This window comes from Pandoraea sp. XJJ-1 (assembly GCF_026802345.1).
GTDB lineage: Bacteria > Pseudomonadota > Gammaproteobacteria > Burkholderiales > Burkholderiaceae > Pandoraea > Pandoraea cepalis.
In genome coordinates this window covers 2,713,872-2,727,812 of record NZ_CP113827.1, presented here as the reverse complement: position 1 = coordinate 2,727,812, position 13,941 = coordinate 2,713,872, and the positions used below count along the sequence as shown (strand labels likewise).

The following is a 13,941-nucleotide window of genomic DNA, read 5'->3' as shown; positions in this document are numbered from 1 at the left end:
CCGCGCCGCTGCGGCAGTCCGTTGCCAGCCAAGGAGACGAAGTGGAGACGCATGGAGAGCTGCACCGGGCGATTCTGAACAACATTCCGGACCAGGCCTGGCTCAAGGACACCGAGTCGCGCTACATCCTCGTCAACGACGCTTTCCTGGTGGCTTGCGGCCGCACGGAAGCCGAGATCATCGGCAACACGCCCGACAAGGTCTGGTCTTCGGAATGGGGGAAGGTCTACCTCGCCACCGACAAAGCGGTCGTGGCCAGCGGCGAGCGCCGGCGCTACGAAGAGAGCCGGCCGGGGGCCGACGGCGCGCCGCGCTGGTTCGACACCGTCAAGATGCCGGTGCGCGACGCGGCTGGCCGTATCGTGGGCACCGTTGGGATTTCTCGCGACATCACCGACCGCAAGCGCTCCGAAACGGCATTGCTCGACTCGCGCGCGCAACTGCGTCAGCTCTCCGCCTATCTGCAAACGGTGCGAGAAGCGGAACGCACGCGACTCTCGCGCGAACTTCACGACGAACTCGGGCAGTGGCTGGGCGGCCTTCGGCTTGGCCTGAGCTACCTGGACACGCAACCCGTCGCGTCGCCGGCCGATCGGTCCGCCCATATCCAGATGCTCAAGGACCTGGTCGACGAGACCATCGACGCGGTGCATCGCATCGCCGCCGACCTTCGGCCCGCCGTGCTCGACGAACTGGGCCTGCACGCGGCGCTGGAGTGGCTGACAGAATCGTTCGCGCAGCGGCATGGGTTGCCGTGCGAGCTGGACATGCCGGAAGCGGTGACCACGCGTCTCGACAGCGAATGCAGCACGGCGATCTTCCGTATCGTGCAGGAGTCGCTCACGAATGCCAGCCGACATGGGCAGCCGTCGCAGGTGCGTGTGGCGCTCGAGCTGCGCGACGGCGATTGTTACGTGAGCATCGCGGACGATGGCCGGGGCATGGACATTGCACGGGCCGGGGACGGTCAGCGCCTCGGTCTGATGGGCATGCGCGAACGCGCGCTGATGCTGGGCGGCGCGTTCGAGATCGAAAGCGCCCCGGGACACGGAACGCGCGTGCGGGTGAGAATTCCTGCGCGCGCACCTGCGGCAGGGTTGACCGACGATGATGCCGCCAACGCGATGAACGCGACGAGCCTGGCGACTCCATCGAACCTCACGGACCTAATGAACCTGACGAACGAGAGGGAGTGGTGATGCGTGTCATGATTGCCGACGACCACGCGATCATTCGCGATGGGCTGAAAAAGATCATCTCGATGGCACCCGACATGTGCGTGGTGTCGGAAGCCGTGGACGGCGCGGATGTCCTCAACCGGCTTCGCCTGATCGCCGTGGACGTGCTGCTGCTCGATATGTCGATGCCCGGCAAGAGCGGCATTGCCCTCATCGCGCAGATCAAGGCAACGTATCCGGCGCTCCCCATACTCGTGCTCAGCATGTACCGCGAATCGCAATACGCGGTGCAGGCCATCCGCGCCGGGGCCGCCGGCTACCTCACCAAGAACGCCGAGTCGGAACAGTTGATGAGCGCCATCCGACGCGTGGCACGCGGCGGCACGGTCGTCTCGCCCCTGGTCGCGGACAAGCTCGTGCGCCAGTTGCAGCAACCGGCCGAGGCGTTGCCGCACAGTGGGCTGACGGCCCGCGAATTCCAGATCTTCCAGATGCTGGTCGAGGGCCATGGCATCAACGAGATCGCACGCTGCCTGTCGCTCTCGGCCAAGACCGTGAGTACGCACAAGGCCAATATCCTCACCAAGATGGACATTCCGTCGACGGCGGGCCTCGTGCTCTACGCTATCGAACATGGCTTGATCGTCGCCGGCACCGACGTCTGATCCCACAGGCGACCCACGGCCCCAACGCGCCCGGCATTCCCGAAGCGGCCATCGGCCACACGCATTCCCCCTCGGTTTCGCTTGCTGCACTGCGTCTAGGGAAATTCTTAGACGAAAACCAGCAAATCCCGATGCCCCGCCCGCGGGCACTCCCCTAATCTTGATTCAAGCCCCGAAGGCGGGGCACCGACTCACTGCCACCCGGCCGGCGCTTGCCAGCATTTCATTCAACCCTGAGACGTAAGGAGACCGCACCATGCATGTGGACCTGCTGATCAAACACGTGTGCGTGCGCGACGATGCGCCGCTCGTGGACATCGCCATCAAAGACGGACGCATCGCTGCGATGGAGCCCGGCATCGACGCCAGCGCGACCGAGGAGATCGACGCGCAAGGCCGCGCGGCGATTCCCGGACTTATCGAGGCCCACCTGCACCTGGACAAGGCACTGCTACATCGCCGTCTGCCCGCACGCTTCGGCACGCTCGACGAGGCCATCCGCGTGACCGGCATTCTCAAGAGCCGGCAGGAGCGCGAGGACGTACTCGATCGCTCGCGTCAGGTCCTCGACATGGCGATCAAGAACGGCACCGTCGCCGTTCGTGCCCATCCGGACGTCGATCTGATTCAAGGGCTGATCGGCGTCGAGACGCTGCTCACGCTCAAGGACGAGTACCAGAGCTTGCTCGATCTGCAGATCGTGGCGTTCCCGCAGGAGGGCATTCTCAAGTCGGCGGGCACCTACGAGCTGATGATCGACGCGCTGCGCATGGGGGCGGATGTGGTCGGCGGATGCCCTTACAACGAGCTGAACTGGGAAGACACCAAGCGCCACATCGACATCGTGTTCGAGCTGGCGCAGCGCTTCGACGCGCCCATCGACATGCATGCGGACTTTGCCGACGACACCAGCGATCAGCGTTTCGCGGCCATCTCGTACATTGCGCAGCGCACGATCGATACCGACTACCAGGGCCGGGTCTCGCTGGGGCACGTGACCAGCCTGGGTGCGCTCGACAACGACGAACTCGCCCCCGTGATCGAGCAGATCCGTCTTGCCGGCATCAGCATCGTCACGCTGCCCGCGACCGACCTTTATCTGGGCGGGCGCAAGGACGTGCAGAACCCTCGGCGCGGTCTCACGCCCGTCAAGGCGTTGCATGCCGCAGGGGTCAACGTGGCGTATTCGTCCAACAACGTGCGCAACGCCTTCACGCCGTTCGGCAAGGCCGACATGTTGCAGATCGGCAATCTGCTCGCGCACGTGGCGCAATTCGGCGTGCCGGAGCACCAGCAGGCGATTCTGGACATGGGCACGCATAACGCCGCACGCGCCATCGGACTCTCGCACGACTACGGCATCGCCGTGGGCAAACAAGCCGATCTCATCATTCTCGACACGTTCAAGGTGGCCGATGCGCTGCTCGACATCCCGCCACGCCTGTGGGTGATCAAACGCGGTCGGATCACGGTCGTGACGCAGCATCACTGCGAGATTCACCGGCATTCCTGTTGTTGCGCGTAATGCAGTTCTCATCACACTCAAGGAGACACTCATGAAGAAGCTGCCTGCGGAAGTCGTTGCCTCGTTACTGGCCGTGACCACCATCCCGATCGCGATGCTGCCACTGCATTTGCCGCCCTGGGCGATCTTTATCAGTTGGGCCGCCACCTTTGCCATGGGGGGACCCACGTTGGTGAACCTCAAACGGATCTGGGCGACACTGCCGGTGGGCGCGTGCTTCGCATGCCTCATCGTGCTGGGGTTCAAGCAAGCGGGCGCCCAGTTCAGCGGTAACACCCTTGTCGCCGCGGAGATGGTGATTCTTTTCGCGGGCAACGGCTCGATGATGGCGCTGGCCCGCGTGTTCCCGGCACTGAATTTCATTCCGGGCATGTTCTTCGGGTTCGCGACGTACTTCGCCACGCTGTTCGGCGGCTTCGGCCCGGTGGCGCAGGACCCGTTGGCGGCACTCGGGGCGGCCGTCGCCATGAACGCCCTCGGCCCGGTCTACGCCTGGGTGAAGGAGCGCTTCTCGGCCCCGGAAGTGACGCATCAACGCCACTGGAAGGGCTGGAAGGCGGAAGTCTGACGCAAGCCTGCCGTTTCGCGCATCAAGCCGGGGCGGCGGCACGGTGCGAGCCGGTTCCGGCTCGACGCACGGATGGGATCGGGGCGAAGCGTCTGCCGGTGTCGGGCGCGCTTCGTCTTCCAATGACATTGTTTGGGGAGACGGGCGGCATGACGTTCGCACAAGACATGGCCGATGGGCTGACCACGACACCTCCGGTCGCGACTGGCGACACCGCTGGCAGCACGACGCGGCGAAACTTCCTGCGAGGCACAGCCGCATTGGCCGGTAGCGCGGTGCTGCCCGCGCCGGCGGCCGACGCGGCCCAAGCCGCCCACAGCGACGCACGAGCTGACGCCGGCCCGCGCCTTGCGCAATCGACGCGGGGCATGGTCACCAGTCCGCACGCGCTGGCCAGCGAGGCGGGACTCGAAGTGCTTCGCGCGGGCGGCAACGCCATTGAAGCCGCGATCGCCATCGGCGCGGTGCTGAGCGTGACGTATCCTCACTTCACCGGTCTGGGCGGCGACGCCTTCATGGTGATCAGCGACCGCGAAGGCAACGTGCGTACGCTCTCGGGCATCGGACAAGCCGCCGCACAGGTGCCGGCCTACCGCGGCGCCATCCCCGTGCGCGGTCCGGGGGCGGCGCTGACCACGGCCGCGACCGTGGCGATCTGGGACAAGGCATTCGACCTCAGTCGCCAGCAATGGGGGGGACAACAGGCGTGGTCGTCGCTGTTCTCACGCGCCACGGAATATGCGGCAAACGGCTTCCCGGTCACCCCATCGCAACACTTCTGGCAAACATTGCGCGCGGACGAATTGCAGGGTTGGGAAGGCTTCGCCTCGGTCTTCATGCCGAACGGCCGCATTCCGCAGGCGGGCGAGCGCTTTCATCAGCCGGCACTGGCGCGCAGTCTCGATCGCATTGCCACCCATGGCGGGCGCGAGTTCTACGAAGGCGATCTGGCCGGCCGCATCGCGGCAGGCCTCAAGCAGGCCGGCTCGCCGCTGCGCGCCGGCGACCTGTCACGGGCGCAGGCGCGCGAGGAAGTGCCGCTGCGCGTGGCCTATCGTGACGGCGAGCTGCTCGGGCTGCGTCCGCCGACGCAGGGCGTGACGACGCTGGAGATCATGGGCATTCTCGATCGCTTCGATCTGAAGTCGATGCCCGAGGGCAGCGCCGACTACTACCACGTGCTGGTCGAGGCGGTGAAGCTCGCATTCATCGACCGCAATCGCTATGTAGCCGACCCCGATTTCGTCGATGTGCCGGTCGATCGCTTGCTGGCGAGCGCCCACCTTGACGCGCATGCCCGCAGCATTCGCATGGATCGCGCCATGCCGTGGCCGCATGTGTTCAAGACTGGCGACACGGTGTACATCGGTGCAGCGGACAGTCAGGGCAACTGCGTGAGCATGCTGCAGACGGTCTACTTCGATTGGGGCAGCGGTGTGGTGCTGGGCGACACGGGCGTGCTGTGGCACAACCGGGGCGCGTCGTTCAGTCTCGACGCAAGGAGTCCGAACGTGCTGCACGGTGGCAAGCGCCCGTTCCATACGCTCAATCCAGGCATGTATCTGAAGCAGGGACGCCCGCAACTGCTTTACGGTACGCAGGGCGCCGACGGGCAACCGCAGACGCTGGCCGCGGTGCTCACCCGCCTGATCGATTACGAGATGGATCCGCTCACCGCGCTGGGACGGCCGCGCTTCCTGCTCGGCAAGACCTTCTCCGACAGCCGCGATGCCCTCAAGCTCGAACAGGATGCCGGTGCCGAAGTGTTCGCGGCGCTGGCCGCGCGTGGGCACGAGATGAGCGAGCTGCCGCCGCAGAGTCAGTTGGCGGGCCATCCCGGTGCGATTCGCATCGGTGCGCGCGGGCAGATGAGCGGTGCCCACGATCCTCGCAGCGATGGTCGGGCCCTGGGGCTTTGACGCTCGGTTGTCGCGCGTGATACAAGTGCTGCCATCCATCGACAACGTAAATACTTCACATGGCTGGCAGTGCAAAATCGAATCGCCCGCTCTTCGATCTGGATCTGCTGCGCTCGATCATCACGGTGGCGGATTGCGGCAGCTTCACGGCGGCGGCCGCGCGTCTGCATTCGACGCAATCCACCGTGAGCCAAAAGGTGCGGCGTCTCGAAGACCTGGTCGGGCACAAGTTGCTCGAACGCGGCAATCGCGACGTCCATGCCACCGACGCGGGCGAGCGATTGCTCGGCCATGCGCGTCAGATGCTTGCGCTCAACGACCAGATGTTCGAGGCGCTCTCCGGAGCCGTGATAGTGACGGTGCGGCTGGGCGTGCCGGAGGATTTCGCGACCGGCGCCACGACGCAGGTGCTCGCGCGTTTCAATCGGCAGTATCCGCAGGTCAAGCTCGAAGTCACGAGCGGCCTGAGCCGCGATTTGTTCGCGAGCTATGATCGCGGCGAACTCGATCTCGTGCTGGTCAAGCAGCGTCGCGGCAGTCGCGAATCGGTGGCGAGCCGCCCCGAGAAGCTGGCGTGGATCGACAGCGCAGCGCATCCGTCGTTCGGATGCGATCCGGTGCCGCTCGTGACGTTTCCCGCGCGCGGGTTGTATCGCGACGACATGATTCAGGCACTTGAGACGATGGGACGCGACTGGCGCATCAGCTTCACCAGTTCCAGCCTGAGTGGCATTCAGGGGGCGGTGGCCGACGGGATGGGAATCAGTCTGGTGCCGCCGCGCGCCGTGCTGCCGCGGCATACGGTGCTTGGCCGCGCGCAGGGGCTACCGGTCATCGACGCCTTCGAGCTGGCGATCTTTCACCGACCGACGGCGGACGCCATGGTAATGGCACTCGCCAAAGTGCTTGTCGGGATGCTCGCGACGAAACCGCGCTCGGCACTTACCTCGGCTGGGCGCCCAGCGTCAGGTTCATGTGACGGTTGACGTCCTTGTACAGCAAGTAGCGGAACGGGCCGGGGCCACCGGCGTAGCACGCCTGCGGGCAGAAGGCGCGCAGCCACATGAAGTCACCGGCTTCGACTTCCACCCAATCCTGATTCAGGCGATAGACGGCCTTGCCTTCGAGCACATACAAGCCGTGCTCCATGACGTGAGTTTCCGCGAACGGGATCACGCCGCCGGGCTGGAACGTCACGATGTTCACATGCATGTCGTGGCGCATGTCCTGGATGTCGACGAAGCGCGTCGTCACCCAGCGGCCGTCGGTGCCGGGCATCGGAATCGGCTCGACGTCCTGCTCGTGCTTCACGAACGGCTCAGGGGCCGGCAAACCCGGCACGGCTTGATAGTGCTTGCGAATCCAATGGAAGCGGGCGGTGCCCTGGCTGTGGTTGCGCACTTGCCAGTCGGTCGCGGGCGGCAGGAACGCATAGCCGCCCGGGGTGAGGCGGTTCGCCTTGCCCTGGATCGTCACCGTGATCTCCCCTTCGACGACGAACAGCACGCCCTCGGCGTTTTCATCCTGCTCGGGTTGGTCGCTGCCGCCCCCCGCTCCGACTTCCATGATGTATTGCGCGAAGGTCTCGGCGAAGCCCGAGAGCGGACGGGCGAGCACCCACAGGCGCGTGTTGTCCCAGAACGGCAGATGGCTCGTGACGATGTCGCGCATCACGCCCTTGGGAATGACGGCGTACGCTTCGGTGAACATGGCGCGGTCGGTCAGCAGTTCCGATTGGCTCGGATGCCCACCCTGCGGCGCGTAATACGTAGTCTTCGACATGATTGATGGCTCCTGTGTCGTTCTGATCGCGGAGTTTCGTGGGGGCGAAACCATCGGGAAAGATGCACAAGATAGCGAACCCGCCATCCATCGACAAATTAAATATCAAAATGGGTGACATTCGATTTTTGAATGAATGAAGACGCTCAGGGCACAACCACGCGCATTGGCCAGCGAAATCGGCCGAGCACATGGACATCGCGGTCCGTGACGATGGCCTCGATGGTCAGCGCTGCCGTGCCGCTGCCCACGACATCGGCTTGCCAAAAGGCATCCGGGGCGTCGCGCGCGACGGCGGCCTGCGGCGAACCCGATTGCGGCGCGTAGCGCGTGGCGTGCTCAAGGCAATGCAACTGCAGGCCGCTCAGCGTTGTCTCGTCATCGAGGCAGAGCTGGAGCATCACGGCATGTTCGCCACGCATGGCGAGCGGCGTCCAGCGCAGCCGCAAGCGGTCGCCGGGGCGAACGTCGACACGCCATTGCGCCGCATTGACACCGGTGAGCGCCGCGCTATCCGCGGCCAGCGCATGGCAGCAGTCGGCGTCTACGCCCACGGGCGCGTCGATCGCTTCGGGGTGCTGGTCAAGCAGCGTCACGGTATCGATGACAAGCAGAACGTCGGCAATCGCACCGCATTCGCCATCGCCGTCGGAGGTGTTTGCGTTGGACATTGGGATTCCTTGCCGTGAGCCTAGGTGACCGCGATCGGGCGCCCGGATTGGCGCGTCGTGGATCGCGGCGCGGCGCTCGTCAGTGATTGCGAATGGTGATGAACGGATCCCACTGGTAGCAGCCGCACAAATTACCGCTGCGATCGAGGATCATGAACTGAAAGTGGTAGGTGACGCGACCGGTCTTGAGCGTTTCGCACGACCAGAAGTAGTTCGAGCAGGTCTGCTTCTTCGGATGGGTCGGGTCGGGCGGATTCGGCACGGGGATCGTGACCTCCGCTTCCCGTGGCGAGGGCGGGGAGATCAGGTCGTTGCCCTGATTGCCGATGAACTTGTAGAAGATGCACGATTGCTCGAATCCGAGCGAGAGCGAGCATTCGCGCCACCGGATGACGTCGCCGACGGTCGCCGCGACGTCCAGCTCACCGCCCGCCTGTCCGCTCACCACGTTACCCTGCGCCACGATCATGAAGACGTGCTTGAAGTCGATGAGGGGGGGATTCGCCATGCTGGAGTTCTTGCCGTACCGGTCGACGATCGTCTTGGTGTCGATGCTGACCAGCACATCGGTGATTTGCGACATGTGTTTCTCCACGAAAGGCTGAGTTGGATGCCGTCCATCGGACGATGGCGGTCTCTAAGCCAGCGGCCTGCCGGCCGCGCGAAACGCGGCAACGCGCTTCACGGATGGAGCCTAGAAACGGCGACGGCAATGTTCAACCTCGCGCGGGCTGCGCTTTATGAGTGACAGTTGCGTGCAAAGCGGCGTCGCGACTCGCGTTGCGCGGATGGGCACCGATACACCAATCGGGGAATTGGAGCGATGCCCCCAGGAAGGCCGATGCGTGCGTGCGGGCATCGGGGGCGTCAGCGACAGGAGCGTATCGGCCGGCCGTGTGAACGAAGCCGGCCTGGACAGACGAGCGGGGGCGGGGCTTAACTCAGCTTGCGGCTGTGTTGCAGGCGTTCGAGCACATGAATGCTCAACCGCGCCGTGTGGCTGCGCATGGCGTTATAGGCGGCTTCGGCGTCGGCCGCGAGCACGGCCTCGACGACGCGCTCGTGCTCGTCGAACGACACGGCGAAGCGCTCTTCGACATCGGCTTGCGCCGCGCGGAAGGGCGCCAGACGTTCACGATGACTGTCGATCAGCGCCATCAACGTCTTGTTCTGCGTGCCCGCGCTCAGCAACTGATGGAACTCGCGGTTGAGCGCGAGATAGCCGGCTTCGTCGCCCGCATCCATGCACTGCTTGCTCTGGATGTGAATCATCTCGAGCTGCTTCTTCTGCATCGCGCTCATGCGCTGGGCGCTCAGCCGGCAGCACAGGGCGTCGAGTTCGCACATCGCTTCGAGCATGTCGGACAGATCGTCGACGCTGATGCTCGCCACCACGCCGCCCTTGTGCGGGGTGAGTTCAATGAGGCCGCGTGCATTGAGTTCGCGCAGCGCTTCACGAATGGGCGTACGCGACGCCTTGAAGCGCTCGGCCAGCGCGACTTCCTCGAGCTTCTGTCCCGGCGGCAGGCGTCCGTCGATGATCTCGCCGGTCAACACCCGGCAGATTCGTGCGGCAATGGTTTCGGCCATGCTTGTCTATCTCGCTCCGTGGATGTGTCTTTTTGATGCGATTGTATACATGGAGATTATACGAGTATTTTCCTTCGCCACTATGTCTGGAGGCGTCATCAGGACGCCATTCCCGGATGGAAAGCGCAGCAGGGTGATCCAAGTGCATTCAAAAATACGTTTTTGGATGCAATATGCTGAGATAGTATACATGAACGTTTGCCGGGTGTTCCGGCACGCGTCGACACCTCAATTCGAAGGAGACATCTCATCATGGCCAAACTGCGTCACATTGCGCTTTCGGTGCCCGATCCGTGGAAGGCGGCAGCGTTCTATATGCAGGCATTCGACTTCAAGAAAGTGGGCGAGACGGACTCGTCGCTCGCTCGGGGCGTTTATCTGTCTGACGGCGTCATCAACCTGGCGTTGCTCAATTACAAGAACGACGAAGCCGCAGGCGATCGCGGCCGCGAGTATGTGGGGCTGCATCACATCGGGATCTGGGTCGAGGATGTCGAGGCCACGCGTACGAAAATCGAAGCTGCCGGGGGCCGCTACTACATGGGCGAAGTGCCGGTGAAGAGCAACATCTTTTATGAAGTGAAGTTCTTCGATCCGAATGGCGTGATCTTCGATGTCACTGCCCACGGCTGGGGCGGTGCGTCGAAGGACGGCACGGGCAAGGACAACGCGCCAGCGCTGCGTCACGAAGGGCTGCAAGCCGATCGCACGGGGCTCTGATAGCACGCCGTTCTCGCTCGGCGCCAGGGTTCGCAACACCTGCCTCTGCCCGCCGGACGCCACGCGCCGGCGGCGCTCAGCGACCAGCGCTCACGGGCCAGTGGCCATCCGGGGTGACCCGCTATAAAAAAATCGATCGTTTGTATAAACAAATAGCGGTAGAAATTCAATTTCTTTGCTATGTATAATAATTCGACTGATTGTATACATGTAGCGCGGGCGGCAGACACCCGGTCAGGGGCGCCGCGACAAAAACGAGAAAACTCAGGAGACAGCATGAAGAAGCGAGTGTTGTGTGCATTGTTGCTGGGCGCACTGCAGGGCGGTGCGTACGCGCAATCGACCGGGGGCGTGACGCTTTCGGGGTTCGTGGACCTGAACGTCGAGCAGTTGTGGGGATCGGGGGCCAATGGCGGCAAGGTCACGCGGGTCTCCAGCGGCGGGCTGAACAACTCTCGCTTCAATTTGAGCGGGTTCGAGGACTTGGGCGGCGGCAACCGCGCATTCTTCACGTATGAGCCCATGTTCTCCGCCGCGAACGGCACGCAATCGGCGCAGGCGCGCCAGTCGTTCGTTGGCCTGAAGGGGGCGTGGGGCGAAGTGTCGCTCGGCCGTCAGTTCACGCCGTCTTACTGGATCGCCGGTTACGCCGACCCTAGCTGGGCGGCGGACTTCAGTATGGTCAACAACATGGAGTTCTTCTACGCGTCGTACCGCGTCGACAACGCCATTCAGTACAACACGCCCCGCTGGCATGGGCTGATGGGCCGCTTCATGGCCACCACCGGTGTAGGCGACGGCACGCGCTCGGGCCGATTCTATTCGGCCGGCCTCGATTACCGCAACGGCGGCATCTTCCTGGGCGCCGTCAGCGAGTTGCAATACACGCGCGACATCTACTCGTCGAGCCAGATCCACTCGTCGCGCGACAACTACTTCTCGGCCACCTACAAGTTCGGCAGCGTCGAACCGACCCTGATTTATCACACGTACAACGGCTACTACGCGTACCCGCCGTATGTCGCATTCAACGTGCGCGGCTGGGATATTCAGGCCGGTGTGCGGTATGCGCTGACCGACCGTCATCGCTTCTACGCGAGCTTTGTCCATCGCCAGGACGACGACAACAAGGCGCTCTCGAACGGCAACGGCTTCGTGATCGGCTACATGTACGGCTTGTCCAAACGCACCACGCTTTACGCCACCTATGCCCGTGTGCAGCACAGCAACGACACAACGGTGCATTACCCGGTGACGTTCCAGGTCACGCCGACCGGCACACAGAATCCGTCGGGCGTGCAGTTCGGCATCCGCCACGCGTTCTGACGCGTTCCGATCGGCGACATCACGCCGCCAGCGCCTGACTGACGCGCTGGCGAGAAGATTTTTGAGACGAAGGAGGAAGACATGTTTCGCAAGCCCACACTCGGCGTTTCGTTGACCGCGACGGCATTGCTCGCGGCGCTCACGATGACGCTCGCGGCCCACGCGTCGGCACCGGACAGCGCGCCGGCGGCGCCCGCTGCCACGCGGTCGGACACACAGCCCACCGGTACGCCCGGTATGCCGAACGTCAAGGATCCTTACCTGGCGGGATGGTTGCGCCTCACGCCGGATCGGGAGCCCAAGCCGCTCAAGGCGGGCGTCGATTACGGCATGGATCCGGCAACGGGCAAATTCATCTGGCCGAAGGCCACACCGGAAGTGCACACCGGTCAGCGCTTTCCGGGTGAACTGACGACGTGGGACAAGAAAAGCTACACCAAGAACGTGAAAGTCCTGGCGTTCTACCCGGGGGTCAATTCGCCGTTCCACGCATGGAACAACATCGCCGACTTCAACGGCAAGCGCTACCTCTATATTCACGATCGCGACTACCTGCGCATCATGGACGTGACCGATCCCGCGCATGGCAAGGTGGTGTATTCGACCGGCGGCGTGTGGGGCCCGAAGGGATCGAGCGAGAAGTTCGATCCGAACAATGTGCACGGCTATCTGGGCGGTGCCACCATCGTGTGGAACAAGACACGGCGCAAGCCGATTCTCGTGGCGTCGTTCGAAATCGGCCGTTACGGCCTGATGACCGACAAGTCGAAGCAACCGGACAAGGTGGCCGCGCAACGGCACTACAACTCGCTCAAGGGCTTCAAGGTCTTCGAGATGGATGGGCCGCTACCGTCCGACTGGAAGCTCATCGCCACGCGCACCACCGACTACCAACATCCGGACGCGCCGGTCGGGCAGCAGCAGGGCTCGGGCTCACTCGATTCACCGGAGTTCTACGGCGGCAAGTACATGATTCTCTCGTCGGCGCCGGACGACAGCTACGCACTCACCGAGTACCCGAACTATCTCTACTCGCCGGGCTACCAGGTGTGGGATATGTCGGATCCGGCCAATCCGAAGTTCGTCTCGCAGATCTCGGTGCCGGGGCAGATTCTTGGCAATGCGGCGCACGAACAGGCCTATTTGCAGAATCCGCGGGCGGGTAATCGCACCTCGTGGATGGGCTCGCGCATGCCGATCTTCCTGCCCAAGCCGCTGGAGCAGGGCGGCAAGGTGGGCTTCGGCGCGATGGGGGGTCTGGGGCTGTGGTCGTTCGACTTGTCCGATCCGGCGCATCCGAAGGTACTGGGCAACGTGAATACGGCGCCGAGCTTCGCGGGCACCGAGTACGACAATGCGGACGTGAGCCAGTACGAGCGCACGGGGTACGTGCTGACCAGCGGCTACCCGATGAACCGGGACTGCTATGAGCCGTACAAGGACATCTTCGTGGTCGATGCGCGCAACCCGGCCAAGATGAAGGTCGCGGCGAAGCTGCCCGAGCCCGACGTCCCCGAAGGCGCGCCGTTCACCAGTTTCTGCCAGCGCGGCGGCAACTTCGGTCCGAAGCGTTCGAATTCGATCGGCCAGCCGGGCGCGTGGCGCCAGGGCATCGTGCCGTACTCGTTCTACAACGCGGGGGTGCAGATATTCGACGTCAAGGATCCGGCCAAGCCGCGCATTGCGGGCTACTTCGTGCCGGGGCTGGCCGACGAGTCCGAGCTGCCCGTCTACACGCTGGGCAAGGGGGTGCTCGCGATGTACACCGAGTACGACCGCAACATCATGTGGGCCTTCACCGAGAACGGCGCCTACGCCCTGTCGAGCCCGTTGCTGGGTGAGCCCGTGATGGGCGCACCGGCAAAACCCTGGCCGGCACGGTAAGCACAGTGTCAAGGCGGCACGACGCGTCGTGCCGTCGCCGCGCACGACTTCACAGGGCCTCCAAAGCGTGAAGTGTTGAGGCGGGCAACCTCCGAAGGTCTCCTGGTTGCCCG

13 protein-coding genes are annotated in these 13,941 nt (G+C 63.9%); 9 read left to right on the top strand and 4 right to left on the bottom strand.

Features of this window, described 5'->3' with window-relative positions; all coding sequences use genetic code 11:
* Nucleotides 1-41 precede the first annotated feature (41 nt).
* The 6 genes from OYT13_RS12430 to OYT13_RS12405 all read left to right on the top strand — a co-directional run bounded on the left by OYT13_RS12430 (nt 42) and on the right by OYT13_RS12405 (nt 6,841).
* Nucleotides 42-1,199 (top strand): PAS domain-containing sensor histidine kinase, encoded by a 1,158-nt coding sequence (locus OYT13_RS12430; RefSeq protein ID WP_268566314.1) that lies wholly within the window; start codon nt 42-44, stop codon nt 1,197-1,199.
* Nucleotides 1,196-1,843, top strand: coding sequence for a response regulator transcription factor (locus OYT13_RS12425; RefSeq protein WP_268567880.1), 648 nt, complete (start codon nt 1,196-1,198; stop codon nt 1,841-1,843). The genes OYT13_RS12430 and OYT13_RS12425 overlap by 4 nt, the downstream gene beginning before the upstream one ends.
* Nucleotides 1,844-2,099: 256 nt before the next feature.
* On the top strand, nt 2,100-3,368 hold the full coding sequence (locus OYT13_RS12420) for an amidohydrolase family protein (RefSeq protein WP_268566313.1): 1,269 nt from the start codon (nt 2,100-2,102) through the stop codon (nt 3,366-3,368).
* A 31-nt stretch (nt 3,369-3,399) separates the two neighbouring features.
* The gene (locus OYT13_RS12415) at nt 3,400-3,936 is read left to right on the top strand and encodes a DUF1097 domain-containing protein (protein WP_017232176.1); all 537 of its coding nucleotides are present in this window, start codon (nt 3,400-3,402) and stop codon (nt 3,934-3,936) included.
* 368 nt (nt 3,937-4,304) lie between these two features.
* Nucleotides 4,305-5,855, top strand: a complete 1,551-nt coding sequence (locus OYT13_RS12410; RefSeq protein ID WP_442796491.1) for a gamma-glutamyltransferase family protein — start codon at nt 4,305-4,307, stop codon at nt 5,853-5,855.
* Between the two features lie 59 nt (nt 5,856-5,914).
* On the top strand, nt 5,915-6,841 hold the full coding sequence (locus OYT13_RS12405; RefSeq protein WP_268566312.1) for a LysR substrate-binding domain-containing protein: 927 nt from the start codon (nt 5,915-5,917) through the stop codon (nt 6,839-6,841).
* On the opposite strand, the gene OYT13_RS12400 is transcribed toward OYT13_RS12405, so the two are convergent.
* The 4 genes from OYT13_RS12400 to OYT13_RS12385 all read right to left on the bottom strand — a co-directional run bounded on the left by OYT13_RS12400 (nt 6,798) and on the right by OYT13_RS12385 (nt 9,898).
* Nucleotides 6,798-7,637, bottom strand: coding sequence for a bifunctional allantoicase/(S)-ureidoglycine aminohydrolase (locus OYT13_RS12400; RefSeq protein WP_268566311.1), 840 nt, complete (start codon nt 7,635-7,637; stop codon nt 6,798-6,800). The two genes, OYT13_RS12405 and OYT13_RS12400, sit on opposite strands and share 44 nt — an antisense overlap.
* A gap of 146 nt (nt 7,638-7,783) precedes the next feature.
* The gene (locus OYT13_RS12395) at nt 7,784-8,308 is read right to left on the bottom strand and encodes an AidA/PixA family protein (RefSeq protein WP_017232173.1); all 525 of its coding nucleotides are present in this window, start codon (nt 8,306-8,308) and stop codon (nt 7,784-7,786) included.
* A gap of 79 nt (nt 8,309-8,387) precedes the next feature.
* Nucleotides 8,388-8,891: an inclusion body family protein gene (locus tag OYT13_RS12390; protein ID WP_130026056.1), complete on the bottom strand. Its 504-nt coding sequence runs from the start codon at nt 8,889-8,891 to the stop codon at nt 8,388-8,390.
* Between the two features lie 353 nt (nt 8,892-9,244).
* The gene (locus OYT13_RS12385; RefSeq protein ID WP_017232170.1) at nt 9,245-9,898 is read right to left on the bottom strand and encodes a GntR family transcriptional regulator; all 654 of its coding nucleotides are present in this window, start codon (nt 9,896-9,898) and stop codon (nt 9,245-9,247) included.
* Between the two features lie 252 nt (nt 9,899-10,150).
* On the opposite strand from OYT13_RS12385, the gene OYT13_RS12380 reads away from it, so the two are divergent.
* From OYT13_RS12380 to OYT13_RS12370, 3 genes are all read left to right on the top strand, one after another.
* Nucleotides 10,151-10,618, top strand: coding sequence for a VOC family protein (locus OYT13_RS12380; protein WP_017232169.1), 468 nt, complete (start codon nt 10,151-10,153; stop codon nt 10,616-10,618).
* A gap of 276 nt (nt 10,619-10,894) precedes the next feature.
* Complete coding sequence (locus OYT13_RS12375; protein WP_261938538.1) at nt 10,895-11,944, top strand: porin; 1,050 nt, start codon at nt 10,895-10,897, stop codon at nt 11,942-11,944.
* 81 nt (nt 11,945-12,025) lie between these two features.
* Nucleotides 12,026-13,828 (top strand): hypothetical protein, encoded by a 1,803-nt coding sequence (locus tag OYT13_RS12370; RefSeq protein ID WP_261938539.1) that lies wholly within the window; start codon nt 12,026-12,028, stop codon nt 13,826-13,828.
* Nucleotides 13,829-13,941: the final 113 nt, after the last annotated feature.